The following is a 26,079-nucleotide window of genomic DNA, read 5'->3' on the forward strand; positions in this document are numbered from 1 at the left end:
TTACGCCGCAAGCCAACTTAACTTCACTTGTTGCAATTTTGCACTGACTGCAGCCATGCTGGTGGCATGGAACGCACGCTGGAACGACTCGGCCAGGCCTGCGCCGCCCGGCCCTGGCACACCATCGCGGCCTGGTTGCTGGTCGCCCTCGCCCTCGTCGGCATCGGCCAGCTCGCCGGCGGCAGCTTCGTCAACGACTTCCGGGTGCCCGGCGCCGAGTCGCAACGCGCCGCCGACCTGATCCAACGGCACTTTCCGGCGTACGGCGCGGACAGCGCCGAGATCGTCTGGCACGCCGCCGACGGTGACCTGCGCGAGGCCGATCGCGCCGCCGCGATCACCGCCGCCATCGGGGCGATCCGTGAGCAGCCGTCCGTCGTCGACGCCGACAACCCGTTGCCCGACGCCACCGACCCCACCTCCGGTGGGCTGCTCAGCCCGGACGGTCGCACCGCCACCAGCACCGTCCGCTACGACCGGCACGCCGGCGAGCTCGGCCCGACGGCGTACCAGCGACTCGACGCGGCGGTCGCGCCGGCCCGCGCCGCCGGCATCGACGTGGATTTTCGCGGCCTGGTCGTCGACGTGGCGTTCGAGCCGACCACCGGCAGCGCCGAACTCGTCGGCCTGGCCGCCGCCGCCGTGGTGCTGCTGGTCTCCTTCGGCTCGGTGGTCGCGGCCGGACTGCCGATCCTGGTCGCCCTGGTCGGCCTCGCGGCCGGCACCGCGCTGGTGCTGATCGCCGCAGCGGCGGTGGACATCCCCAGCTCGGCACCGATCGTCGCGGTGATGCTCGGCCTGGGCGCCGGCATCGACTACGCGCTCTTCGTCGTCACCCGGTTCCGCGCGGCCCTGGCCGACGGGACCACCGACCCGGTCACCGCCGCCGGCCGGGCCGCCGGCACCGCCGGGCACGCGGTGCTGTTCGCCGGCGGTACGGTCGTGGTGGCGATCCTCGGGCTGCTGTTCACCGGCATCCCGTTCGTCGGGGCGATGGGGCTGGCCGGCGCGCTGACCGTGACCGCGACGATGGCCGCGGCGCTGACCCTGCTACCGGCGGTCCTCGGGCTGCTCGGCGGCCGGGTCGACGCGGGTCGGCTCCGCCGACGTCCCCGCGACCAGATGGCCGGATCCCGCTGGCCACGCTGGGGCCGCCACGTCGAGCGCCACCGGCTGGCGTACGCCGTCGGTGCGACCCTGCTGCTGCTCGTCGTCACCGCACCGGTGTTCACGCTGCGGCTCGGCACCCCGGACGACGGCAACCAGCCGGCGCACTGGCCGCAGCGGCAGGCGTACGACCGGGTGGCCGCCGCTTTCGGGCCGGGCTGGAACGGGCCGTTGGTGCTCGCCGTACCAGTCCCGGCGGCGCTGTCGGCGACGGAGGCAGCCGATGCGTCCGACGGTCTCGCCCGCCGACTCGCCGCGGACCCGGCGGTCGAACTGGTCACCCCGGCCCAGCTCAGCGCCGACGGTCAGGTCGCGCTGCTCACCGTGGTGCCCCGGTACGCGCCCCAGGACGACCGGGTGGCCGACCTGGTGCACCGGGTCAGGTCCGACATCGGCCCGGCGACGCTCGACCGGTACGGCACCGAGGTGCTGATCGCCGGCACCACCGCGTTCATGATCGACATCGCGGACGCAGTCGCCGACCGGCTGCCCTGGGTGGTGCTCGCGGTGATCATCGCGGCCGGGTTGCTGCTGGTGGCGATGTTCCGGGCACCGCTGATCGCGGCCAAGGCCGCCGTGCTGGCGCTGCTGTCCATCGGCACCGCGTACGGCGTACTGGTGGTGATCTTCCAGTGGGGGTGGGGACTGGGGCTGATCGGTGTCGACCGCCCGGTGCCGATCATGTCCGTGGTGCCGATGCTGCTCTTCGCCGTGCTGTTCGGACTGTCGATGGACTACGAGGTGTTCCTGCTCTCCGCCGTCCGCGAGGAGTACCGCCGCAGCGGCGACGCGGGTGCGGCGGTGGTGGCCGGGCTGGCCGGCACCGGTCGGGTGATCACCGCTGCGGCGACGATAATGGCGGTGGTCTTCCTCAGCTTCGTGTGGATCGACGACACCCTGGTCAAGATGATCGGCATCGGGCTGGCCACCGCCGTGGTCATCGACGCGACGGTGATCCGGGTGGTGCTCGCCCCGGCGGTGCTGAGCCTGCTCGGTCACCGCGCCTGGTGGCCGGTCCGCAGGACCGGCTAGCCGGTCTGCTCGGAACCTGGGCGGGCCGGCCGGTCCCGGCGCTGGGGCCGCCACACCACCAGGGCGGTCGAGGTGCGGCTGGTCGGGACCAGGTCACGTCGCGGGTACGGGCCGACCGACTCCAGCTCGGCGATCCGCTGGTACGCCTCGGCCAGCTCGGCGCGCAACCCGTCAACCTGCTGCTGCAGGTCGCCGACGAGCTGCTCCAGCCCGATGATCCGCTTGATGCCGGCCAGGTTGACGCCGTCGTCCTGGCTGAGCCGCTGAACCTCGCGCAGCAGCACCACGTCCCGGACGCTGTACCGGCGGCCGCCGCCGGCCGCCCGGCCGGCCTGTACCAGGCCCAGCCGGTCGTACTGGCGCAGCGTCTGCGGATGCATGCCGGCCATCCGCGCCGCCACCGAGATGATCAGGACCTTGGCGTCGGAGGCGGCCTCGAACGTGATCAGCAGCTCCTCGTCCACCCCTCACTCACCTCCCGTCTGTCCCTCGCGGCGACCCGGCGGCCTGCTCCTCGTTGCGACGCAGCCGGGCGGCGAGACGTTCCCGGTCGGCAGCGGGGGTGTGCTCCGCGAAGGTCCGCAGGGCGGCCTGTGCCGACTCGTCCACGGTAGCCGGAACGACGACCTCGACGGTCACCAGAAGATCGCCGGTGGTGCCGTCCCGGCGGGGCACGCCCTTGCCACGCGCCCGCAAGGTACGCCCACTCGGCGTACCCGGTTGCACCCGCAAGGTGACCGCCCCGTCCATGGTCGGGACCCGCAGGTCGGTGCCGAGCACCGCCTCGGCGTAGGTGATCGGCACGGTCAACGTGAGATCGTCGCCGGTCCGCCCGAACAGTTCGTCGTTGCGGACCTTGACCAGCACGTACAGGTCACCGGCCGGGCCACCCCGGTCGCCCGGCTCGCCCCGCCCGGCCAACCGGATCCGCTGGCCGTCCGCCACGCCGGGTGGGAAACGGACGTTCAGCGTCCGGGTCTTGGTCACCCCACCGGAGCCATGACACTCCGGGCACTTCTCGTCGACGATCGTGCCCACCCCCTGGCAGTCACGGCATGGCTCGGAGAAGCTGAACGACCCCTGGTTGCGGGTGGTCAGCCCGGACCCGGCACAGGTCGGGCAGGTCCTCGGCACCGAGCCTGGCTTGGCACCGTTGCCGTGGCAGGTGTCGCACACCCCGGGTGCCCGCAGGCTCAGCGGCAACGTCGTGCCGCGTACGGCGGCGCCGAAGTCCAGCACCACCTCGGCCTCGACGTCGCGGCCACGGGCCGGTCCACGGGTACGCATCCCGCCCCCGCCCCCGCCGGAGAAGATCGAGCTGAAGATGTCGGAGAACCCGGCCCCGCCGAACCGACGGTCGCCGGCACCGCCGGCACCAGCGAAGCCGCCGAACAGGTCGGCCGGGTCGAAGCCCGGCCCGCCGCCACGCGCTCCCCGACGGAACGCACCCGAGCCGAACAGCGAGCGCATCTCGTCGTACTCCTTGCGCCGCCGATCGTCGGCGAGCACGTTGTACGCCTCCGACACCGCTTTGAACCGCTCCTCGAAGGCCGAGTTGCCGGGGTTGTGGTCGGGATGCAACTCGCGGGCCAGCTTGCGGTACGCCTTCTTGATCTCGTCGGCGGAGGCTGTCTTGGGCACCCCCAGCACGGCGTAGAAGTCCTTTTCCAGCCAGTCCTTGGAACTCACCCTGTCCTCCTCCTGTCCGTCACCGGACCCCGACCCTGACCGCCCTGGTGCCAGGTGGACGACCGGCCGACCACTGCGGGCCCGGCCCACGCGCGGCCGCCGGTACCGCGGTGCCGGCGGCGGGACGCACTCCGCGTCCCGCCGCCGGCCGTGATGTGCGCCGGTGGACCACCGGCGGCGGTCATTCCGGGTCTGCGACAGCGACCAGTGCCGCCCGCAGCAGCCGGTCCCCGAGCAGGTAGCCCCGCCGCATCACGTCGACGCAGGTGGGTTCGGTGACCTCGGCGGAGGTCAGGTGCGCGACCGCCTCGTGCTGGGTGGGATCGAACGGGTCGCCCTTCTCACCGAAGCCGGTGAGCCCGAACTTGCCCAGCGCCGCGCCGAGTTGCTCGGCCACGGCGCCGAACGGACCGACCAGGTCGCCGTGCTCCCGCGCCCGGTCCAGGTCGTCCAGGATCGGCAGCAGCGCGGCGAGAACCGCACCGGTGGCCTGATCGGCGGCGACCCCTTTGTCCCGCTCGACCCGCTTGCGATAGTTGGCGTACTCAGCGGTCACCCGCTGCAGGTCGCGGGTGCGTTCGTCGAGATCGGCGCGGAGCGCCTCCAGCTCGGCGCCGAGCGGACCGGAACCGGTTACGCCCCCGGCCGCCTCCTCGGCGTCCGACTCCGGTGCCGGCTCCACCACTTCGCCGACCACCGGCTCGTCGACGACGGCGGCGTCCGACGAGTCGGGCTGAACGGCCCGGTCGGTGCCGGCCCCGGTGCCGGTCGCGGACCCGCTGCTCGTCGCGGACCGGCTTTCGGTCGCGGACCGGGTCGGCTCGTCCTTTCCGGTGTCGCTGGCGGCCGGCCCGTCAGCGGACCTGTCGTCGGCTTTCCCGCTCACTGGCTCCTCCTCCATGCCCGACCGGGCGTGCCGCCCGGTCGGACGATGGTCGGTGGGGGGTGCCGCACCCGTCGGCTCGGCCGCCGCGTGCCGCGCGGTCCGGGGCCGCGTCCCGGTCGGGTCGATCCGACGCTTGTCCCGGATCACCAGGCGTTCGGTGGAATCACCGTCCGCCTGCCCGGCCGGTGCCGAGCGGCGCCTCGGCGTACCGCTGCCGGTCGGGTCAGCGGCCCGTGACTTCTCCGTCATGTGGCTACCTCGCTCCGTGCGGCAGTTCGAGGGAAGATCATCGCTGGTCCTCGGCCTCGACGAAGACTCACTTCTTGTCGTCCTCGATGATCTCCGCGTCGACCACGTCGTCCGGACCGCCGGCGGCGCCACCCGACGCGGACGCCCCAGCGGCGCCCGGTCCGGCGGTGCCCGGTCCGGCCTCGCCGGGGCCGCCGGCAGCGCCCGGCTGACCCGGCTGCTCGGCCTGCTGGGCGTAGAGCTGCGAGCCGGCCTGCTGGGAAACCTGCGCCAGCTTCTCGTGCGCGGACTTGATCGCCTCGATGTCGCTGCCGGCCAACGCGCCACGCAGTTCGCCCAGCGCGTCGTTCATCTGGTCGCGGGAGTCCGACGGCAGCTTGTCGCCGCTCTCGGCGAGGAACTTCTCGGTCTGCCACTGCAGCTGCTCGGCCAGGTTGCGGGTCTCCGCCTCCTCGCGACGTCGCTTGTCCTCGTCGGCGTGGTCCTGCGCGTCGCGCATCATCCGCTCGATGTCGTCCTTCGGCAGCGCCGAGCCACCGGTGATCGTCATCGACTGCTCCTTGCCGGTGCCCAGGTCCTTGGCGTTGACGTGGACGATGCCGTTCGCGTCGATGTCGAAGGCGACCTCCACCTGCGGCACGCCCCGCGGCGCCGGCGGAAGCCCGGTCAGCTCGAAGGTGCCGAGCTTCTTGTTGTACGCGGCGATGTCCCGCTCACCCTGGAAGACCTGGATGAGCACCGACGGCTGGTTGTCGTCAGCCGTGGTGAACACCTCGGAGCGCTTGGTCGGGATGGTGGTGTTGCGCTCGATCAGCTTGGTGAAGATGCCGCCCTTGGTCTCGATGCCCAGGCTCAGCGGGGTCACGTCGAGCAGCAGGACGTCCTTGACCTCGCCCTTGAGCACACCGGCCTGCAGCGCGGCACCGACCGCGACCACCTCGTCCGGGTTGACGCCCTTGTTCGGCTCCCGGCCGGTCAGCTGCTTGACCAGGTCGGAGACGGCCGGCATCCGGGTGGACCCGCCGACCAGAATGACGTGGTCGACGTCGGCCAGCTTGACGCTGGCGTCCTTGATCGCCTGCTCGAACGGGCCCTTGCAGCGGTCCAGCAGGTCCTGGGTCATCCGCTGGAACTCGGCGCGGGTCAGCGTGACGTCCAGGTGCAGCGGCGCCGACGGGGCACCGTCCGACCCGGCCGGGCCGGCGGTGATGTACGGCAGGTTGATGCTGGTCGTGGTGGCGGCGGACAGCTCGATCTTGGCCTTCTCCGCGGCTTCCCGCAGCCGCTGCATCGCCATCTTGTCCTGCGCGAGGTCGACGCCGTGCTGGCCACGGAACGTCTTCACCAGGTGGTCGATGATCCGCTGGTCCCAGTCGTCACCACCGAGCAGGTTGTCACCACTGGTCGACTTGACCTCGATCACGCCCTCGCCGAGCTCCAGCAGCGAGACGTCGAAGGTGCCGCCACCGAGGTCGAAGACCAGGACGGTCTGTTCCTTGGAGCCCTTGTCCAGGCCGTACGCCAGGGCCGCCGCGGTCGGCTCGTTGACGATCCGCAGCACGTTGAACCCGGCGATCTCGCCGGCTTCCTTGGTGGCCTGACGCTGCGCGTCATTGAAGTACGCCGGGACGGTGATCACCGCGTCGGTGATCCGCTCACCGAGGTAGGCCTCGGCGTCCCGCTTGAGCTTCATCAGGGTACGGGCGGAGATCTCCTGCGGCGTGTACTTCTTGCCGTCGATGTCGACGGTCCAGTTGGTGCCGATCTCCCGCTTGACCGACCGGATCGTCCGGTCCGGGTTGGTCACCGCCTGCCGCTTGGCGACCTCGCCGACGAGCACCTCACCGTTGCGGGCGAACGCGACGATGGAAGGAGTGGTCCGGGAGCCCTCCGCGTTGGCGATGACGGTAGGCTCACCACCCTCCAGCACACTGACGCAGGAGTTCGTCGTGCCCAGGTCGATACCGACCGCACGTGCCATGGTCGCTTCCTCGCTTCGTTCGTAGAGCAGGTGCCGGGGCACCGCCCCGCCGTACACCCACCACAAGTTGAGTGGACTTGACTCAATACTGCCACGATCGCAGCCACCGTCAAGTCAGGTTGAGTCGGAGTCGCGCAACTAATGCTCCCACCAGCACCGATACCCCCTCGGGCCGCGTCGCCCACAGTGTCATCGGCAGCCACGCCGGGCCGGTTCAGGTTGTCTGGCATGCATTGATCGGGCACGCTTTACCCGTGACCACGCAGGGCGGACCGGCCGCGCCCAACCCCGGCGCACCCGAACTTCCCGCTGCGCTCAAACGACTACGCTCCGCAATCGCGGCGATGGCGTACCCCCTCGTGCTGCCCTCAGCCGAGGAGGGCCGCGAGGTCGGTGCCGGCCTGATCGCCCAGCTGGACGACTATCTACTGCCCCGGCTCGCCCGACTCGACGCACCGCTGCTGGTGGTGGTCGGCGGCTCCACCGGTGCGGGCAAGTCGACCCTGGTCAACAGCATGGTCCGGGCCCGGGTCAGCGCCACCGGCGTACTGCGGCCCACCACCCGGTCCCCGGTGCTGGTCAGCCACCCGGCGGACGCCAGCTGGTTCCGGCAGGGCGAGCTGCTACCCGGCCTGACCCGCACCGCCGGCCCCACCGACGCATCGGACGCGCTGCAGCTCGTCGCCGCGCCGGCGCTACCCCCCGGGCTGGCCTTCCTCGACGCGCCGGACATCGACTCGGTGGTCGACGCCAACCGGGCGCTCGCCGTCCAACTGCTCGCCGCCGCCGACCTGTGGCTGTTCGTCACCACCGCCGCCCGGTACGCCGACGCGGTCCCCTGGCAGCTGCTGCAGACCGCGCAGCTGCGCGGGACCATGGTCGCGCTCGCCCTGGACCGGGTGCCGACCGAGGCGGTCGACGAGATCACCGCGCACCTGCGGGAGATGCTCACCGACCACGACCTCGGCGACGTACCGATCTTCGTGGTGCCGGAGACGGTGGTCGGCGGCCAAGGGCTGCTGCCGGAGATCGTCGCCGCGCCGCTGCGCGAATGGTTCGGCCGGCTCGCCGGGGACGCCGCCGCCCGCGCCGCGGTGATCCGGCAGTCCCTCGACGGGGCGCTGAGCGCGCTGGCACCGACCGTCGAAGGGCTGGCCTCCGCCGCCGACGACCAGCTCGACGCGGCCCGTACCCTGACCGACCGGGTCCGGGCCGCGTACCGCAGTGCCGCCCGCAACGCCGAGCAGGCGGTGCAGGACGGCCGGCTGCTCCGCGGCGAAGTACTCGGCCGCTGGCAGGACTTCGTCGGCACCGGCGAACTGTTCCGTTCACTGGAGGCCAGGGTGGGGCGGCTTCGCGACCGGGTGCTCAGCGCCGTCACCGGGCGGCCGGCACCCGCCAACCAGCTGCGGACCGCGATCGAGTCACAACTGGTCACCCTGATCAAGGGCGCGGCGACCGAAGCCGCCGACGCCGCGCACCTCGCCTGGCGGACCCACCCGGCCGGCGCCGCGCTACTCACCCCGGACCTCGCCCGGCCTTCCGCCGACCTGCCGGAGCGCGCCGAGCGACTGGTCCGCGACTGGCAACGCGACGTGCTCGAACTGGTCCGGGCCGAGGCCGGCGACAAGCGGTTCGTCGCCCGCACCGCCGCGTACGCGGTGAACGCCACCGGGCTCGCCGTCATGATCGCGGTCTTCGCCTCGACCGCCTTCATCCCGACCGGGCTGGAGGTCGCCGCCGCCGGCGGCACCACCATCGCGGCGCAGAAGGTCCTCGAGGCGATCTTCGGCGACCAGGCGATCCGCAACCTCGCCAACCGGTCCCGGGAGGGCCTGCTGCGCCGGATCCGGGCGCTGCTCGACGAGGAGGCCGGACGCTACCTGCGGCTGATCGAAGCGGCCGGGGTCCCACCGCAGGCCGTCGACGCCACGGCCACCGCACCCGGCGACCGGCTGCGCGCCGCAGCCGTCGAGGTCGAGCAGGCCCGGGTGGCCGCCGGGTTGAGCGGCGGTACGCCGTACCGCTTGCCGGAAACGCTGCCCGGCGCGACCGGACCGCTGCCGGGAGCGGTCGCGTGACCGGCTTCGTCGACCGGGTCCGGCACCTGGTCCGAGGGAACTCACGGGTGGACGCCGACCTGCTGGTCGACCGGCTCGACGCGCTCGGGCGGTTCCTGCGCGCCGCCGACGGTCGGATTCCCGACGACCGTCTCGGAGCCGCCCGCACCCTGGTCGAGCGGGCCGGGGCCCGGCTGGCGCTGTCCCGGGAGCACACCGTCGTGGCGCTGGCCGGCGCCACCGGCAGCGGCAAGTCCAGCATCTTCAACGCGCTGGCCGGGCGGGACCTCTCTCCGGTCGGCGTACGCCGGCCCACCACCGGGTACGCGCACGCGTGCGGGTGGGGGGCGGTCGACGGGGCGAGCGGACTGTTGGACTGGGTCGGGGTCCTGCCCCGGCACCGGTTCGTCCGGGAGAGCGCCCTGGACGGCACCGACGAGGCCGGGCTGCACGGGCTGGTCCTGCTCGACCTGCCCGACTTCGACTCGGTCGAGTACGGACACCGGCTGGAGGTCGACCGGCTACTCGGCCTGGTCGACCTGGTGATCTGGGTGGTCGACCCGCAGAAGTACGCCGACCGGGTGATCCACCGCAGCTATCTGCGGGAGTTCCATCGCAACCGGGACGTCACCGTGGTGGTGCTCAACCACGCCGACCGGCTGGACCGGACCGAGCTGCCCCGGCTGCTCGCCGACCTGCGCCGGCTGCTCGACGCCGACGGGCTCGACGGAGTCCCGCTGCTGGCCACCTCTGCGCTGGTGCCGGCCGCGATGACCGAGCTGCGCCGGCTGTTGGAAGGCACGGTGGCCGAGCGGCAGGCGGCGCTACGGCGACTCTCCGGTGACCTGGACTCGGTCACCGACGGCCTGGCGGAACTGGTCGGCCCGGCCGGCGAACACGCCGAGGAGGAGATCAACCGCGGCACGGTGCGCCGGCTCAGCCTGGCGCTGGCGGCGGCGGCCGGGGTGCCGAGCGTGGTCGACGCCGTCGACTCGGCGTACCGGCACCGGGCCGGGGCCGCGACCGGCTGGCCGCTCACCCGGGCCTGGCGCAGGCTGCGGCCGGATCCGCTGCTACGGCTGCACCTGCTCGGCTCCCGCCGGGTCGGCGGGATCGACCCGGCCGACCAGCCAGCGCCGGTGACCGCGCCCGATCGACCGGGGCCGCCGTCGCTGGCCGGTGCTGGTGGACCGGTGCCGGTCACCTCGTTGCCGGCACCGAGTGCCGCGCAGCGCGCCGCGGTCGATCTGGCCGTACGCGGCCTCGCCGAGCAGGCCGGCAGTCGGCTGCCGACCCCCTGGTCGGCGGCGGTCGCCGCCGCCGCCCGGTCGCAACGGGCCGAGCTGCCGGACGCTCTCGACCGGGCGATCGGCGGCGCCGATCTGGGCCTGGACCGGCAGCCGATGTGGTGGCGGCTGGTCGGCGCGGTGCAGTGGGCGGTCACCGCTACGGCCGCCGTCGGGCTCGGCTGGCTGCTGGTCGGCTTCGTCATCCGTACGCTGGGTCTGCCGGCCCTCGACTATCCGACGGTCGGTGTCCTGCCGGTGCCGACCGCGATGCTGCTCGGCGGCCTGCTCGGCGGGATTCTGCTCAGTCTGCTGATCCGGCCGGTGACCGGGTGGGCGGCCCGGCGGGTCCGCAGACGGGCCGAGGACCGGCTGTACGACGTGGTGGCCGAGACCGCCCGCCGGCTGGTCGTCGCCCCGGTCCGGGCGGTCCTGCAGGCGCACGCCGACGCCCGTGACGCGTTGGACCGTGCCCGGTCGTCCCACCGCTGAGGACCCCGTCCGGTCTCCCGGTGGGAGCGCGGCCCACCGCCTGGCTGGACGGGGCCGGAGTCCACCCGCCCGGCGTGCCCGACATGTAACGCACAGGTGATGCCAGCCGCCGCAGCACGGCGTAGGGTCGATTCATGGCCACGCCTGAAACCCCCTACGAAGCGGTGCTCGCCGCCGCCCGTGACGTGACCAAGTTGGAGTGTGCCCTCGACGCGGAGATGCTCGGCGCCGCCCTGCTCGGCAGCGTGTACGCGGTGGCGGAGACGGACCGGGCCGACGCGGTCCGGGAGTTCGTCGGCGGCTTTCTCGCCGCCACCACCCGCCGGCGCGCCGCCGCCGCGACCACCATCCGTACCGTCTTCGCCCGGCTGGTGCCGGAGGCGGCAGGCGCCGCCGCGGTGAAGGTCGGCAAGACCGCGCCGCCCTGGTCGGACCGGTTGGGCCGGGTCCGGCTGACCGGCAGCTACGCCTACGGCGACGTGTACGGCGACCAGACCTCGTACCTGGCCACCTTCGCCTACGACGACGAGCTCGGCGGCCCCGAGCACGCGATGGTGGCGCTGGTCGACCACAACATCGGCATCACCAAGGACGTCTTCGTCGGTGGTCCGGCCGAGCGGGTCCTCGGTCAGGTCCGGCAGATGTGTGCCAACGACGAGCTGACCTGGTTCCGCGAAGAGGATCCCCGGGTGCTGCGCGGTGAGGTGAGCCGGCACCTGGCGATCACCGACGGCCTGGGCGAGTTGCCCGGCGAGGGGTCGCTCGCCACCGACCGGGCGTTGGTCGGCGCGCGGCTCGCCGTACTGCCCGCGCCGCTGCGGACCGTGGCGCCGGCACCGGACGACCCGCTGCCCGCCGACCGGCGGACCGTTCTGGTGCGGGAGTTCCTCGCGTCCGCCGAGGCCAAGCGGTTCGGGCTGGACGCGGCCGGCGACGCCGACCTTGCCTCGCTGCACTTCTGCCTGAGCCTGGTGCTCGACCACTCGGCGAGCCTGCTCGACCCCGACCCGATGCGCTGGAGCCCGGCGGTGGCCGGCATGTTCCTGCTCGACTGGGTGCACCGCCGGGCGGTGCTGGACATCGACGACGCGGCGATGCTGCCCGGCGTGGTCCGCGGCTGGTCCGCGTACGCCGGCCGGCAGCGCGGTCTACCGGCGGCGGCGTTCAGCCAGACGGACGCCGCGATCGCCGAGATGGTGCCGGAGTTCGTCCGCCTCTACACCACCGGGGAGCGCCGCAGCCCGGCCACGGCCGCGGTCGCCCAGCTCCTTGCCGAGGGTGTCGACCTCAACGATCCGCAGGCGCTCGACGCCTGGATCGAGGCCAACCGGCAACGGCTCGCCGACGAGCAGGGCGGATCCTGACGGGTCTACCCGGTCATGCCGCGTCCGATGGGTGCGGACTGCAGGACGGATCCGGATCCACGTCGGGGTCCGGGGTCGGGGTCGGCGTCGGATCGGGGTCCGGCGACGGGTCGATGTCCGGCGACGGGTCGATGTCCGGATCCACGTCTGGATTCGGCGACGGCGTCGGGGACGGATCGGGATCCGGGGACGGGTCGATGTCCGGATCGATGTCCGGATCGATGTCCGGGTCCACGTCTGGATTCGGCGACGGCGTCGGGGACGGATCGGGATCCGGGTCGATGTCGGGGTCGACGTCGGTGACGGGCGGCGGGTCGTCAGGGTCCGGCGAGTCGTCCGGAGTGTCGGATGGTGGCTGTTCGGACCCAGGATCGCTGGGGGTCGTCGGTGCCGGACCATCGGAGTCCGCTGGTGCGCCCGGTGCCGGCCGGTCACGATCCGACGACCCGCTCCCGCTGTCGCGCTTCGTGCCGGTGGAGGGTCCGTCCCGGCCGCCGGCACGACGGTCCGTCGACGCTTCCTGCTCCGTACCGTCCCCGCCGGTCGGCTCGACCGGTCCGGACGGGGTCGGGTGCGGCAGCGGCTGCACGATGATCGGTCCGCCGCCCGGCTGACCGATCAGCGGCAGCACGGTGGCCGGGCCACCTCCGGCCACCGTCGCCGAACCCGCGCCGAGCGTCGCAAGCAGCGGCAACGAGGCGGTCAGCACCAGCAACGCCACGATCAACGCGAACCGCCGGGCAGGTCCGTCCACCCCGGTGGGCCGGGCCACGCGATCCTGCGGCAGCAGCACGGCTCGTCTCCTCATCGGTATGGCCTCCGGTCGATCCACGGTCCCACAGATCACCGGCTCTGGATACATCGTGAAGCAGTGACAGAAAGTTTTCCAGTTCAATACATCGTGTTATCAGAACCGGACGGATGAGTCACACTCGGCCGAACGCAGCGCGAGGCTACAAGTTCCGCGCAACGCGGACATCGCACCTGCACGACCGGACCGACCTATGACACCCCTCACCTCCAATGCGAATATGGACCGGACGGCACCGCAGCCGCTGCCTCCGCCTCTACCGCGGCGGGCACGACTCGATGACGTCCCTCCCGGACCGGGTCCAGCCAGAACCCGGCCCGTGCCGCGCGGCAACCCTGACCCGGGCCAGGCGCGGCGAGAGGACCTGCACCGGCAGCAGCCGGCAGCGGGACGAGCTGCGCGGTCGGGACACCCCCGCTGCCACGCACGAACGATGGGAGAGACGGATGGCGAAAGGCGAGCGCGGGACAGCGACCCGTGCCAGACCGGCCGCGGCTCGACGGCGCGTCAACAGGAACGCCGCCGATCCGGAGTTGGTGCAACTACTGACTCCGGACGGCGAACGGATCGACCGGGTGACCGGCCCCGACGGCACGCAGTACACGGTCGACTTCACCGACGCCGAGTACCGTGCCCTCTACCGGGACCTCGTCGTGGTGCGGAAACTCGATGCCGAGGCGACCGCCCTGCAGCGCCAAGGTGAGCTGGGCATCTGGGCGAGCCTGCTCGGTCAGGAGGCCGCGCAGGTCGGTTCCGGACGGGCGCTGCGCGCTCAGGACATGGCGTTTCCCACCTACCGCGAACACGGTGTGCTCTACTGCCGCGGCATCGACCCGATCATGCCGCTGGGGTTGTTCCGCGGGGTCGACCAGGGTGGCTGGGATCCGAACGAGTTCAAGTTCAACATGTACACGATCGTGATCGGCGCCCAGACGCTGCACGCCACCGGCTACGCCATGGGCATCACCATGGACGGCAAGGTCGGCGGCGACGACGGCGAGGCGGTCATCGCGTACTTCGGTGACGGGGCGTCCGCACAGGGTGACGTCAACGAAGCCTTCGTCTGGTCCAGCGTCTTCAACGCGCCGATCGTCTTCTTCTGTCAGAACAACCAGTACGCCATCTCCGAACCCCTCGAACGACAGACCAGGATCCCGCTCTACCAGCGGTCGTCCGGCTTCGGCTTCCCGGGCGTACGGGTGGACGGCAACGACGTGCTGGCCAGCTACGCGGTGACCCGGACCGCGCTGGACAACGCCCGGCACGGGCAGGGCCCGACGCTGATCGAGGCGTACACGTACCGGATGGGGGCGCACACCACCTCCGACGACCCGACCCGGTACCGGATCGCCAGCGAGGTGGAGGCGTGGCAGGCCAAGGACCCGATCGCCCGGGTCCGCGCCTTCCTGGAGAAGCAGCAGATCGCCGATGCCGACTTCTTCGCCGAGGTCGACGCGCAGGCCAAGCAGGACGCGGTGCAGCTGCGGGAGCGGGTGCTGAGCATGCCCGACCCGCAGCCCGGCGCGCTCTTCGATCACGTGTACGCGCACGGCTCGCCGCTGCTCGACACCGAACGGGCCCAGTTCGAGCGGTACCTGGCGTCGTTCGAGGGAGGGTCGCACTGATGCCTGAGACACTCACTCTCGGTAAGGCGCTCAACGCCGGGTTGCGCAGGGCGCTGGACAGCGACAACAAGGTCGTCCTGATGGGCGAGGACGTCGGCAAGCTCGGCGGCGTCTTCCGGATCACCGACGGACTGCAGAAGGACTTCGGCGAGGACCGGGTGATCGACACCCCGCTGGCCGAGTCCGGGATCATCGGCACCGCCGTCGGTCTGGCCATCCGCGGCTTCCGTCCGATCTGCGAGATCCAGTTCGACGGCTTCGTCTACCCGGCGTACGACCAGATCGTGTCCCAGGTGGCCAAGATGCACTACCGGTCGCAGGGCAAGGTGAAGCTGCCGATCGTGATCCGGATCCCGTTCGGCGGCGGTATCGGCGCGGTGGAGCACCACTCCGAGTCGCCGGAAGCGTACTTCTCGCACACCGCCGGGCTGAAGGTCGTTGCCTGCTCCAACCCGCAGGACGCCTACACGATGATCCAGCAGGCGGTGCTCTCCGACGACCCGATCATCTTTTTGGAGCCGAAGCGGCGGTACTGGGAGAAGGCACCGGTCGAGCTGGAGACACCGCCGGGTACGGCGTACCCGCTGCATGCCGCCCGCACCGTGCGGCCCGGCAGCGACGCGACGGTCCTGGCGTACGGACCCATGGTGCGCACCGCACTGGACGCGGCGACCGCCGCCGCCGAGGAGGGCCGCGAACTCGAGGTGATCGACCTGCGGTCGCTGTCCCCGCTGGACCTGGCCGGTACGTACGAGTCGGTCCGGCGGACCGGTCGTTGCGTGGTGGTGCACGAGGCACCGACGAACCTCGGTCTCGGTGCCGAGATCGCCGCCCGGATCACCGAGGAGTGCTTCTACTCCCTGGAAGCGCCGGTACTGCGGGTGGGCGGCTTCAACACGCCGTACCCGGCTGCCCGTCTGGAGGAGGAGTACCTGCCGGACCTGGACCGGGTACTCGACGCCGTCGACCGCGCGTTCGGTTGGTGAGCGCCGATGTCTCGGATCAAACAGTTCGACCTGCCCGACCTCGGCGAAGGCCTCACCGAGGGAGAAATCCTCAAGTGGCTCGTCCAGGTCGGCGACGTCATCGAGCTGAACCAGCCGATCGTCGAGGTGGAGACCGCGAAGGCCGCGGTGGAGATCCCCGCCAAATGGGGCGGGCAGGTGCAGGCCATCTTCCACCCGGAAGGCGCCACGGTCGAGGTCGGCACGGCGATCATCGCGATCGACACCGAGCCGGCCGCCGGCCCCGCCGCTGAACCGACCGGCCCGGTGCCGGCACCGTCCCGACCCGAATCGCCACAGCCGGAGATCCCGCCGCCCGGCGGTGCGATCGAGCCGGGCATGATCGGCGGGCCGGCCCCCGGTGGTCGGACCGCCGTGCTGGTCGGCTACGGCCCGCGTACCACCGCGGCCAAGCGCCGGCCGCGCCGCACCACGGGCGAACTGGCCCAGCCCGCCGAACCGATGCCGGTGTCGACCGGCCCGCTGACGGCCCAGCCGGCCCAGACTGAACCGGCCCAGACTGAACCGGCACCAGCCGGACCAGGCCCAGCCGGACCGGTGGCGAAGGCGCTGGCCAAGCCGCCGGTACGCAAACTCGCCCGGGACCTCGGGGTCGACCTGGCCGGGCTGCACGGCAGCGGTCCGCTCGGCTCGGTCACCCGCGACGACGTGCTCCGTGCCAACGAGCAGGCCGGGTCGACGCAGGCCGGGTCGGCACAGAACGGGTCGGCACAGAACGGGTCGGCCGCACTGCCGCCCGGCCCCGACCGCGAACAGCGGATCCCGGTCAAAGGGGTACGCAGGTTGACTGCGGAGAACATGGTCGCGTCGGCGTTCACCGCGCCGCACGTCACCGAGTTCCTCACCGTCGACCTGACCAGATCGGTGAAGGCACTGGACCGAATCCGGAGCCAGCCCGACTGGCAGGGGATCAAGGTCTCGCCGTTGCTGATGGTGGCTCGGGCGATGCTGCTGGCGGCACGCCGGCACCCGTTGGTGAACTCCACCTGGGCCGGCGACGAGATCGTGGTCAAGGAGTACGTGAATCTCGGCATCGCGGCGGCGACCGAGCGGGGCCTGATCGTGCCGAACATCAAGGACGCTGGGCGGCTGACCACGCGGGAACTCGCCGAGGCGATGGCCGATCTGGTTCGGACCGCGAAAGCGGGGCGGACCGCGCCGGCCGACATGGCCGGCGGCACGATGACCGTGACCAACGTCGGGGTGTTCGGAGTGGACAGTGGCACTCCGATCCTCCCGCCGGGCGAGTCGGCGATTCTCGCGATCGGCACGATCCGCAAGGCACCCTGGGTACACAAGGAGAAGATTCGGATACGCCAGGTAGCGACCCTGGCGCTGTCGTTCGACCACCGGATCATCGACGGCGAACTTGGCTCCGCCTTCCTGCGCGACGTCGGAGCGTTCCTGACCGACCCGGAGGCGGCACTGCTCGCCTGGACCTGACCGCCGAGACCCGACGCGACTACGAACGGCGTCGCCACCGTCACTGGTGGCGACGCCGTTCCTCGTTGTCACCCTAATCATCATCGGACCAAGCCCGCTCAGATCACGGATTCTTAGGCAAGTGGCGGCTCTCACCTAAGAATCATTGGCAACTCAGGGGGTCGGTGCGCTTCACTTGAGTTGACCGCCGAAGCGGTCGACAAGAGATCCACAGGAGAGCACCATGTCCATGATCGATCGCATCCGCCGCCACCGGGAAGCCAGCCGACGGACCCGGGCCCTGGAGCGCGCGCTGCGCTCCACCGACTCGGCCGCCGTACGCGACGAGATCCGCGCCATTGCACAGCGCTACCACAGCTGAACGGACCGCCGTCACGGTCCGCTGTCCCGCGACACCTCCGCCACTTCGACGGCACCAGGATTCCTCCGTTGCGGGATGGCCCGGTACGGTGGGCTCGGTCGCCGTCGGGTCGATCCGGCGCGCTGGAGACCAGAACCGGTCGGCAGCCGCCGGACGACCAGCCGGCACACCCAGGCTGGTAGTGCAGAGAGCCAGCCGGGCCCGCCTGGCCACGGTGGCAGCAGAGCCGCCGCAGGTCGGGTGAGCCCGCCCGGCCGGTCCACCGGTGTCCCTGGTCGACCGACCAGCCAGGTCGGCGGCACCGGCGCGGCTGACATGTCATGGAGGAGGCGCACATGACGTCCGAGGGCACGCAGCATCCCGGCCAGGAGCCGGACGAGGCGGGTGTCGGCGGACCCGCGCCATACGGCAGCAGCCAGCCGCAACGCGGCGCGGCACCCGATCCCGGCGACCCCGGCTCCGGACACCAACCCGAGCAGTGGGCACCGGCCGGTGGCGGTTGGCGGACCGGATTCGGCGACCAGCCGGGCGGTGCCGGCTACCCGGCGCCGCCGCCCTACCCAGCCCCGCCCGGCATTCCGGCGCCCAGCATTCCGCCGGCCGAGCCCTGGTCTCCCCAGCAAGCCTGGCGGACCGACCCGGAGCGGCCCGTGACGCCGGCTCCCGCGCCGCCACCCCCCGCCGTGCCGCCGGCCGCCGCAGGGTTCGGGGAACTACCGCAGCGTCAGCCGGAGCCGCAACAGCAACCCGAGCCGTTCCGCCGACCGGAAGCGCAACAGCAACCCGAGCAGCCGGAACCACCGCGATTCGCTCCGGGTCCGCCGGCGGAGTCGCCACGGCCGGGCGGGGCGCTACCGTTCTCCCCCTCCGGCCCCACGCCGCTACCGCCCCAGGAGACGCGGGTGCCCGGTGCGTCGCTGGCCGCCGCGCTTGGCGGCGCTCCGATGCCGCCCGATCCGATGCAGGCTCCGCACGTACCGCCGCAGCAGGCTCCGCACCCACAGCAGCAGGCTCCGCACGTACCGCAACAACGTGGTCCGTACCCCGATTCGGCACTGGCCGACGCCCACCCGGGCTTCCCCGGGTCCGGGCAACCCGGCGGCGAAGCCAGCGGCCCGGAGCCGGCCGCCGACCGCCCGGCAATGGCCGCCGGGCCGTCGGTACCGGCTGGTCCCGGGGTCGAGCAGCACCGCCCAGCGGCCGCGACAGCCGGCAGCACCGGCCGAGCGGTGACCGCCACCGCAGCCGTGCCCAGCACCAGTCGGGTCGCCCCGCCGACGGATCCGGCGGCGCTGCCCGCCGGTCGGGCGCCGGCCCAGCCCCGCGTCTACGGCCGGCCGGTCGGTGGCGCCGCACCGGCCGCCGAGCAGCACCCCGAACCGTTCGGCCAGCGGCCCCAGCAGCCCGGCCAGAACGGCGTTCCGTTCGCACCCCCCGGCTCACCGGTCCCCATGCCGGAGCACAACCCCGGGCTGCCTCCGCTGACCCCGCGCCGACCCGGACAGGTCGCACCTCCGTTCGGTGCCCGTCCGACGCCGGACGGGGCACCGGACGGCCCCGGCCCCGACGCTGCTGCGCTCGCACTGCCGCACCTGAGCGCCGGGGCGCACATCCAGCCCAGCTCACCGCCGGAGCCGGCGCAGGGCTACCGGCCAGCCGGTGCGCCGCCGTACGGTGATCTCGTCGACTCCGGCAACCCCGGGGCGGGTCACTGGAACCACCCGGACCTGGCCGGCCGGCAGCACCCGGCCGGCCCCGGCCAGCCAGGAGCGACACCGGCTGCCGACGGCGCCCCGCCGGCCGGCCAGTGGGGGCCGTCCGATCCGGAACAGAACCGGTTCGACGCGTTCCGGCCGGATGCGGCCGAACCAGCAGCCGACGAGGCCAAGCCGGAGCCGGCCCCTCAGGTCCGCAACGGACGGGTACTCGTCGCGGTTTTCGTCGCCGCCGTGCTGCTGGTGGGAATCCCGATGTCACTGGTCTGGCTCATCACCCGGCCCGGGGAGCAGCCGTTCAACCCGGCCGTCGGCGACTGTGTGAAGCAGTCGGGCAACACCGCCGCACCGGCCGACTGCGCTGAGCCGGGCGCGTACCAGGTCATCGCCAAGGTCGACCAGCTCGACCAGTGCGACGACCCAACCGCCCCGCACATCGAGATCCCGGCGGACTCGGGCCGGGCCCAGGTCCTCTGCCTGCAGACCGCAGCGACCGAACCGGACCCGCAGAGCAGTGCCGACACTGGCGAGGAAGCCACCGAGTGACCGCACCCCGCGTCCGGGCACCAGAGCTCAACGGTCGACAGTGGCTGAACACCGGCGGCCGTGAACTCAGCCTACGGGAGCTGCGTGGGCGGATCGTCCTGCTGGATTTATGGACCTTCTGCTGCGTCAACTGTCTGCACGTGCTCGACGAACTTCGGCCGCTGGAGGAGAAGTACGCCGAGGTCCTGGTGGTGATCGGGGTGCACTCGCCGAAGTTCGCCCACGAACGGGAGCCGGCAGCGGTGGCGGCCGCAGTGGAGCGGTACGGGGTGAGCCACCCGGTGCTCGACGACCCGGAGCTGGACATGTGGCAGCAGTACGCCGCCCGGGCCTGGCCGACCCTGGTACTGGTCGACCCGGAGGGCTACGTCGTCGCCACCATGGCCGGCGAGGGACACGCCGACGGTCTGGCCAGGGAGATCGACCAGCTGATCCGGACGCACGAGGCGAAGGGCACGCTGCACCGAGGCGACGGCCCGTACCTGCCGCCGACGCCGGCCGAGACCACCCTGCGCTTCCCCGGCAAGGCGGTGGCGCTCGACGACGGTGCCCTGCTGGTCTCCGACTCGGCCCGGCACCAGCTGGTGGAGCTCGAACCGGACGGCGAGACCGTCCGTCGCCGGATCGGCGCCGGTGAGCGCGGCGGCGCTGACGGGTCCGCCCGGTCCGCGATGTTCAACGAACCGCAAGGGCTGCTCCGGCTACCGGCCGACGTCGCTGCCGTGGCCGGGTACGACATCGTGGTCGCGGACACCGTCAACCATCTGCTGCGTGGCCTGGAGTACGCCACCGGGGAGGTACGCACGGTCGCCGGCTCCGGCCGCCAGTGGCGCTCGACGGTGGACTACCACCCGCACGACGCCCACGCCGTCGACCTCTCCTCGCCCTGGGACCTGGCCTGGTACGACGGCAAGGTGATCGTCGCCATGGCCGGCATCCACCAGCTCTGGTGGTTCGACCCGGTGACCCGCACCGCCGGCATGTACGCCGGCACCACCGTTGAGTCGCTGCGCGACGGCCCGATCCCGGATGTCTGGCTGGCCCAGCCGTCCGGCCTCGCCACCAGCGTCGACGGCGACCAGCTGTGGATCGCCGACAGCGAGACCAGCGCGCTGCGCCGGCTCGCTGACGGCGAGCTGCGTACCGTCGTCGGGCAGGGCCTGTTCGACTTCGGCCAGGTCGACGGGGCGGCGACCGACGCGCTGCTGCAGCATCCGCTCGGTGTGTGCGCACTCGCGGACGGCTCGGTGCTGGTGGCGGACACCTACAACGGCGCGGTCCGTCGCTACGACCCGGCCACCGACCGGGTGTCCACGGTGACCGACGGTCTGGCCGAGCCGAGTGACGTGCTGGTGACCGCGGACGGCACCGTATGGGTGGTGGAGTCGGCGGCGCACCGGCTCACCCGGCTGGCCCCGGGCGCCCTGTCGGCGGCCGGCGCCACGATCGTCGGTGCCCGGCGCCGCGCCGAGCGTCCGCCGACGCTGATCGCGCCCGGTGCACTGTCGCTCGAGGTGGTGTTCACTCCGGCGCCCGGTCAGAAGCTGGATGCCAGTTTCGGTCCGGCGACCCGGCTGGAGGTCTCGGCCGACCCACCGGAGCTGCTGCTCGACGGGGCAGGCAGCGACACCGGGCTGACCCGGCGGCTGGTCATCGACCCAGCGGTGGCCGCTGGCGTGTTGCAGGTGGTCGCCCAGGCGGCGACATGCGACGCGGACGCCGAGCACGCCGCCTGCCACCTGACCCGGCAGGACTGGGGAGTGCCGGTACGGATCGATCCGGCCGGGGCCGGTCGGTTGCCGCTGATCCTGCGCGGAGTCGACGCACACTGACCGCTACCGCTAGCGCTGCCGGGCCGTCAGTCAGACGAAGGCGGCGAGGCGTTGACCGTCCGCGCGGAGTGCGGCGCGGATCCGTCCGGCCAACTCGACCGCGCCGGGAGTGTCACCGTGCAGGCAGATCGACTCGACCGGGCAGGCGACGATGCTGCCGTCGGTCGCGGTGACACTGTGCCGCCGGGCCAGGGACACCGCCTGCCCGACGACCCGGTCGGGGTCGCCGAGCAGCGCGCCCGGGTCCGATCGGGGCACCAGCCGACCGTCGGGCAGATAGCCGCGGTCGGCGAAGCCCTCGGCGACGGCCCGCAGCCCGGCACCGGTGGCGAGCTGTCCGAGGACCGAGCCCGGCAGGCAGAGAACCGGCAGCGCGGGGTCGTAGTCGGCCACCGCGGCGACGACGGCGGCGGCCTGCGTCTCGTCCACGCAGGCCGTGTTGTACAGCGCGCCGTGCGGCTTGACGTAGCGGACCCGGGTCCCGGCCACCCGACAGAAGCCGTCCAGCGCGGCGAGCTGGTAGAGCACGTCGTCGCGCAACTCGTCAAAGCGGTAGTCGATCCGCCGCCGCCCGAAGCCGGCCAGGTCGCGGTAGCCGACCTGGGCTCCGACGGCGACGGCCCGCTCGGCGGCGGCGGCGCAGATGCGGCGCATCGTCAACGGGTCGCCGGCGTGAAAACCGCAGGCGACATTCGCGGAGGTCACCACGTCCAGCAACGCCTCGTCGTCGCCGAGACGCCAGACGCCGAAGCCCTCACCGAGGTCCGCGTTGAGATCCATGGAACCGCACAGTAGTACCGGGCCGCGCCTGGGCCAGCGGGGTGACGTCGTCGACGACGCCGACCACCGGGTATCCGCCGGTGGTCGGATGGTCGGCGAGGAAGACCAGTGGCTGGCCGTCGGCGGGGACCTGGACCGCGCCGACCACCAGCCCTTCGCTGGGGAGTTCGTCGCGGACGGACCGGGTGAGCGGCGCGCCGGTCAGTCGGACACCGATTCGGTTGCTCAACGGGCTGACCTCGTATTCGGTGGTGAGCAGCCGCTGGACCGCCTCGGCGGTGAACCAGTCCGCCCGTGGCCCGAGCCGGACGGTGAGCCGGACCGGGACGGCCGGCGCGGACCAGGGCACCGCGTCGGCCGCGGCCCGGCTCAGCGCCGCTGGCGGCGGTGCGGTGCCGACCGGCAGCAGATCGCCGTCGCGTACGGCCGGCGGTCCGATGCCGGCGAGTGTGTCGGTGGACCGGCTACCGAGCACCGCCGGTACGGCGATTCCGCCGGCGATCGCGAGATAGCTGCGGACGCCGTACCGGGCCGGGCCGACCTCGACCACGGCGTCCGGCGGCACCGGTGTTGGGGTGAGGAAGCCACCGGACCGGCCGGCGATGCGGACCGTTGCCGGTGCCCCGGTGAGCGCGACCCAGCCGCCGGTGCGCAACCGAAGCGTGCAGCCGGTCAGGGTGACCTCCAGACCGGCGGCGTCGGGCGGGTTGCCGACCAGCCGGTTGGCCAGCGCCAACGCCGGCTGGTCGAGCGCACCGGCCCGAGGTACGCCCAGGTGCGCCCAGCCGTACCGGCCGCGGTCCTGCACGGTGGTGAGCGCGCCGGCCCGGATCACCTCGATCATCGGTCCGCCCCGGTTCCGGCCGGTGCCTGCGGCGCGACCGGCCCGGTGGCGGTCGGCCCGGGTGCGGTTGGCCCGGTGGCGGTCAGCCGGACCCGGGTGCCGGGGGTCAGCGTCGCGGGCGGCTCCCGGTCCAGGTCGAACAGCACCAGGTCGGTACGCCCCACCAACTGCCAGCCGCCGGGCGACGCGGTCGGGTAGATGCCGGCGTATTCACCGGCCAGGGCAACCGAGCCGGCCGGGACGGCGGGGCGGGGTGTGGCTCGGCGGGACACGCTCCACCGCCGGGGCAGGCCGGTCAGGTATCCGAAGCCGGGCGCGAAGCCGCAGAACGCCACGGTGAACTCGATCCGGGTCAGCCGGTCCACGACGTCGGCGACGGCGACCTCCCACTGCCCGGCGACGTCGATCAGGTCGGGACCGTCGAACCGGACCGGTACGGTGATCCACCGTCCGGTGTCGTCGACGGCCTCGGCCGCCGCCGGTTGCCAGCCGGCCAGTTGGCTGGCGGTCAGCGCGGGGTCCGGTAGGCCGTCGAGCAGGATGGTCCGGGCTCCGGGGACGATCTCGGCTACCCGCAGTTCGCCAAGTTCACGGCGCCGGCTCAGCTCGGCGCGCCAAGCGTCGACGGGGCCGCGTTCGCTGCCCCTGAGTTCGCTGTCTTCGAGTTCGCTGTCCCCGGACGGCACGGTGCCAGCCGGCGCCGCCCATTCGAGCAGTAGCGCGTGCCGGCCGACGGGGTGGATCCGCATGGGTCCATTGTCGGCCGCCGAGGCGTCAGCTGGACGTTAGGCGGACGTGAGGCGATTCACTACCAGCGGGTAACCTACGGTGCCGTAACCTTGTCTGGTGACCACCGAAGCGCCCCTTCGCCTCAAGCCGGTCGACATCGGCAAACCCCGGATGCGCGGCTGGCTGCACACGTACGCATTTTTCGTGGCCCTGGTCAGCGGCATTGTGCTCTGCGCACTGGCCGCCACCCGACCCGGCTGGACCGCGCTGGTCAGCTGCGTCGTCTACAGCCTGACGGTATGCGGCCTGTTCGGCACCAGCGCGCTTTATCACCGCCGGGTCTGGTCGGAACGGGCGTACCAGATCATGCGCCGCCTCGACCATTCGATGATCTTCGTCTTCATCGCCGGCACCTACACACCGTTCTGCCTGCTCCTGCTGCCCGGGCGTAGCGCCGCCACCCTGCTTACCGTGGTCTGGGTCGGTGCGCTGGCCGGGGTGGCGATGAAGCTGATCTGGCCGCATCTGCCGCGCTGGGCCGGCGCCCCGCTCTACATCGCCCTCGGCTGGGTCGCGGTGGTGGTACTACCCGACATCCTGCAGCACGGTGGGGTCACCGCGCTGGTCCTGCTGATCGTCGGCGGTGCGGTCTACAGCGTCGGGGCGATCTTCTATGCGCTGCGCCGCCCCAACCCGTGGCCCACCGTCTTCGGCCACCACGAGTTCTTCCACGCCTGCACCCTCGTCGCCGCGCTGTGCCATCACATCGCGATCTACTTCGCGCTCTACGCCTGACCCGCCACCACCCCGGCGGGGACCGCCCGGTTCGGGATCGTCGGAGATCCTGTTCCGTTCGTGGCAGATCCTGATCCGTCGGGGGGTGGCGGTCTGCTCGGGGTCCGGATCACCGCCGCACCGGGCCGCCCGGGCGACGCACCTCGCGGTACTGCTCCTCCACGACCCGGTCCGACTCGACCGGGGCAGCCGGTGCCGGCTCGTCCTGCGAGGTCCCGGACACCACCGTACGGCGGCGGCTCTGCCAGAACCACAACGTCAGGGCCAGCCCGAACACGCCAGCCACCATCAACACCCAGCCGACCGTGGTCAGGTCGAGAAAGCCCAGTTCGGCCTCGACCGCGAAGGCCAGGATGGCGCCCAGGGCGATGAGGAAGATGCTTCCGCCGATACCCACTTCGTACCTCCTTGGCTGTTGCCGGCACCCTCGTGCCGGCCGGATGCCGCTTGTGAGGTAGCGGCGGGCACGGATGTACCCAGGCGCTTGTGAACTCAATCAGGCAAGCTGAACCGATGACCCGACGCAGCATCGTGCTGCTCCGGCACGCCAAGGCGGAGCAGCCCGAACAGATGGCAGACGAGCAACGCGGGCTCACCCCGCACGGACATTCGGACGCGGCACACGCCGGGCAGTGGCTGGCCGAACACCAGCTCTGGCCGCAACTGGTGCTCTGCTCGCCAGCCCGGCGTACCCGGCAGACCTGGCAGGAGGTGTCCGCGGCGGGTCCGCCGGCACCCGCCCGCTTCGAACCCCTGTTGTACGGCGGAACCGCAGTCGACCTGCTCGGCCTGGTGCGGCAACTGGACGACTCGGTATCCCGGGTGCTGATCGTCGGGCACAACCCGACGGTCTCCTACGCCTCAGCGCTGCTCGACCCGGTCGGTGCGAGCGACAGCGGACTGCGGACCTGTGGGATCGCCGTTCACGAGTTCACCGGCGACTGGACGGCGTGTGGGCCGCAGACGGCTCCTGCGACCCACACGTACACCGCCCGGGCGGCCCGAACCAGCTGACCACGCGGCCCCGATCTGCTCGACCGACGCGGCCAGTCAGGTAGGCGACGTGGTCAGTTGGGCGGCTGCGGCGGTTCGGCTGGCGGCGGCACCATCTGCGCCGGATGGGCCAGCTTGTTCTCCTCGACGATGACCGTCCGGGCCCGGCGGCGGCGATCGTTCCAGAACCAGAGCACGGTGAGCAGGATCGCCAACCCGGCCAGGATCAGCACCCAGCCCACGGCTCGCACGTCCAGCCACCAGACGTCGGCCCGGACGGCGTACGCCAGGATGGCGCCTATTGCGATGAGGAAGATTCCACTGCCGATACCCATGCGTGCACTCCTTGTGCGGTGGCTACAAGTTGTGCGGTC

General features: G+C 72.3%; 22 protein-coding genes. 12 read left to right on the forward strand and 10 right to left on the reverse strand.

What is annotated here, in order from left to right:
• Positions 1-66: 66 nt before the first annotated feature.
• Positions 67-2,199 carry an MMPL family transporter gene (locus O7629_RS26810; RefSeq protein WP_278172683.1) on the forward strand — a complete coding sequence of 711 codons (2,133 nt, stop codon included), beginning with the start codon at positions 67-69 and terminating at the stop codon, positions 2,197-2,199.
• Here the strand turns inward: O7629_RS26810 and O7629_RS26815 are convergent.
• From O7629_RS26815 to dnaK, 4 genes are all read right to left on the reverse strand, one after another.
• Positions 2,196-2,663, reverse strand: coding sequence for a MerR family transcriptional regulator (locus O7629_RS26815; RefSeq protein ID WP_278172684.1), 468 nt, complete (start codon positions 2,661-2,663; stop codon positions 2,196-2,198). The two genes, O7629_RS26810 and O7629_RS26815, sit on opposite strands and share 4 nt — an antisense overlap.
• A 7-nt stretch (positions 2,664-2,670) precedes the next feature.
• On the reverse strand, positions 2,671-3,888 hold the full coding sequence (dnaJ, locus tag O7629_RS26820) for a molecular chaperone DnaJ (protein ID WP_278172686.1): 1,218 nt from the start codon (positions 3,886-3,888) through the stop codon (positions 2,671-2,673).
• 181 nt (positions 3,889-4,069) lie between these two features.
• Positions 4,070-5,023 (reverse strand): nucleotide exchange factor GrpE, encoded by a 954-nt coding sequence (gene grpE, locus O7629_RS26825; protein ID WP_278172687.1) that lies wholly within the window; start codon positions 5,021-5,023, stop codon positions 4,070-4,072.
• 67 nt (positions 5,024-5,090) lie between these two features.
• Positions 5,091-7,004 carry a molecular chaperone DnaK gene (gene dnaK / locus O7629_RS26830; RefSeq protein ID WP_278172688.1) on the reverse strand — a complete coding sequence of 638 codons (1,914 nt, stop codon included), beginning with the start codon at positions 7,002-7,004 and terminating at the stop codon, positions 5,091-5,093.
• Positions 7,005-7,348: 344 nt separating this feature from the next.
• Here dnaK and O7629_RS26835 point away from each other — a divergent pair, with 344 nt between their 5' ends.
• From O7629_RS26835 to O7629_RS26845, 3 genes are all read left to right on the forward strand, one after another.
• Positions 7,349-9,085: an ABC transporter gene (locus tag O7629_RS26835; protein ID WP_278174693.1), complete on the forward strand. Its 1,737-nt coding sequence runs from the start codon at positions 7,349-7,351 to the stop codon at positions 9,083-9,085.
• The gene (locus O7629_RS26840; RefSeq protein WP_278172690.1) at positions 9,082-10,842 is read left to right on the forward strand and encodes a GTPase; all 1,761 of its coding nucleotides are present in this window, start codon (positions 9,082-9,084) and stop codon (positions 10,840-10,842) included. The genes O7629_RS26835 and O7629_RS26840 overlap by 4 nt, the downstream gene beginning before the upstream one ends.
• A 134-nt stretch (positions 10,843-10,976) precedes the next feature.
• Positions 10,977-12,206, forward strand: a complete 1,230-nt coding sequence (locus O7629_RS26845) for a hypothetical protein (protein ID WP_278172692.1) — start codon at positions 10,977-10,979, stop codon at positions 12,204-12,206.
• A 13-nt stretch (positions 12,207-12,219) separates the two neighbouring features.
• Here the strand turns inward: O7629_RS26845 and O7629_RS26850 are convergent, their stop codons facing one another.
• The gene (locus O7629_RS26850) at positions 12,220-13,014 is read right to left on the reverse strand and encodes a hypothetical protein (RefSeq protein WP_278172693.1); all 795 of its coding nucleotides are present in this window, start codon (positions 13,012-13,014) and stop codon (positions 12,220-12,222) included.
• A 449-nt stretch (positions 13,015-13,463) separates the two neighbouring features.
• Between O7629_RS26850 and pdhA the strand changes: the two genes are divergently transcribed.
• The 6 genes from pdhA (at position 13,464) to O7629_RS26880 (ending at position 21,564) form a co-directional block, all read left to right on the forward strand.
• Positions 13,464-14,642, forward strand: a complete 1,179-nt coding sequence (pdhA, locus tag O7629_RS26855; RefSeq protein ID WP_278172695.1) for a pyruvate dehydrogenase (acetyl-transferring) E1 component subunit alpha — start codon at positions 13,464-13,466, stop codon at positions 14,640-14,642.
• A complete protein-coding gene (locus tag O7629_RS26860) occupies positions 14,639-15,628 on the forward strand; it encodes an alpha-ketoacid dehydrogenase subunit beta (protein WP_278174694.1) in 990 nt (329 codons plus the stop codon). Before pdhA ends, O7629_RS26860 begins: the two co-directional genes overlap by 4 nt.
• Before the next feature lie 6 nt (positions 15,629-15,634).
• Complete coding sequence (locus O7629_RS26865) at positions 15,635-17,110, forward strand: 2-oxo acid dehydrogenase subunit E2 (protein WP_278172696.1); 1,476 nt, start codon at positions 15,635-15,637, stop codon at positions 17,108-17,110.
• A gap of 223 nt (positions 17,111-17,333) precedes the next feature.
• Entirely contained in the window at positions 17,334-17,471 is a 138-nt protein-coding gene (locus O7629_RS26870; RefSeq protein WP_199758042.1) for a hypothetical protein, read from the forward strand.
• Positions 17,472-17,806: 335 nt separating this feature from the next.
• Entirely contained in the window at positions 17,807-19,732 is a 1,926-nt protein-coding gene (locus O7629_RS26875; protein WP_278172697.1) for a hypothetical protein, read from the forward strand.
• Positions 19,729-21,564, forward strand: a complete 1,836-nt coding sequence (locus O7629_RS26880) for an NHL domain-containing thioredoxin family protein (protein WP_278172699.1) — start codon at positions 19,729-19,731, stop codon at positions 21,562-21,564. Before O7629_RS26875 ends, O7629_RS26880 begins: the two co-directional genes overlap by 4 nt.
• 30 nt (positions 21,565-21,594) lie before the next feature.
• On the opposite strand, the gene O7629_RS26885 is transcribed toward O7629_RS26880, so the two are convergent.
• From O7629_RS26885 to O7629_RS26895, 3 genes are read right to left on the reverse strand one after another with little or no spacing between them, the layout of a single operon-like run.
• Positions 21,595-22,344, reverse strand: coding sequence for a 5-oxoprolinase subunit PxpA (locus O7629_RS26885; RefSeq protein ID WP_278172700.1), 750 nt, complete (start codon positions 22,342-22,344; stop codon positions 21,595-21,597).
• A complete protein-coding gene (locus O7629_RS26890) occupies positions 22,319-23,188 on the reverse strand; it encodes a biotin-dependent carboxyltransferase family protein (RefSeq protein ID WP_278172701.1) in 870 nt (289 codons plus the stop codon). Before O7629_RS26890 ends, O7629_RS26885 begins: the two co-directional genes overlap by 26 nt.
• Entirely contained in the window at positions 23,185-23,937 is a 753-nt protein-coding gene (locus O7629_RS26895; RefSeq protein ID WP_278172702.1) for an allophanate hydrolase subunit 1, read from the reverse strand. The genes O7629_RS26890 and O7629_RS26895 overlap by 4 nt, the downstream gene beginning before the upstream one ends.
• A 97-nt stretch (positions 23,938-24,034) precedes the next feature.
• Between O7629_RS26895 and O7629_RS26900 the strand changes: the two genes are divergently transcribed.
• Positions 24,035-24,712 (forward strand): hemolysin III family protein, encoded by a 678-nt coding sequence (locus O7629_RS26900; protein WP_278172704.1) that lies wholly within the window; start codon positions 24,035-24,037, stop codon positions 24,710-24,712.
• A 109-nt stretch (positions 24,713-24,821) separates the two neighbouring features.
• Here the strand turns inward: O7629_RS26900 and O7629_RS26905 are convergent, their stop codons facing one another.
• Positions 24,822-25,109: a DUF6458 family protein gene (locus O7629_RS26905; protein WP_278172706.1), complete on the reverse strand. Its 288-nt coding sequence runs from the start codon at positions 25,107-25,109 to the stop codon at positions 24,822-24,824.
• Between the two features lie 116 nt (positions 25,110-25,225).
• On the opposite strand from O7629_RS26905, the gene O7629_RS26910 reads away from it, so the two are divergent.
• On the forward strand, positions 25,226-25,726 hold the full coding sequence (locus tag O7629_RS26910) for a histidine phosphatase family protein (protein WP_278172708.1): 501 nt from the start codon (positions 25,226-25,228) through the stop codon (positions 25,724-25,726).
• Positions 25,727-25,779: 53 nt separating this feature from the next.
• Here the strand turns inward: O7629_RS26910 and O7629_RS26915 are convergent, their stop codons facing one another.
• A complete protein-coding gene (locus tag O7629_RS26915) occupies positions 25,780-26,040 on the reverse strand; it encodes a DUF6458 family protein (RefSeq protein WP_123606537.1) in 261 nt (86 codons plus the stop codon).
• Positions 26,041-26,079 lie beyond the last annotated feature (39 nt).

This window comes from Solwaraspora sp. WMMD792 (genome assembly GCF_029626105.1).
Lineage (GTDB): Bacteria > Actinomycetota > Actinomycetes > Mycobacteriales > Micromonosporaceae > Micromonospora_E.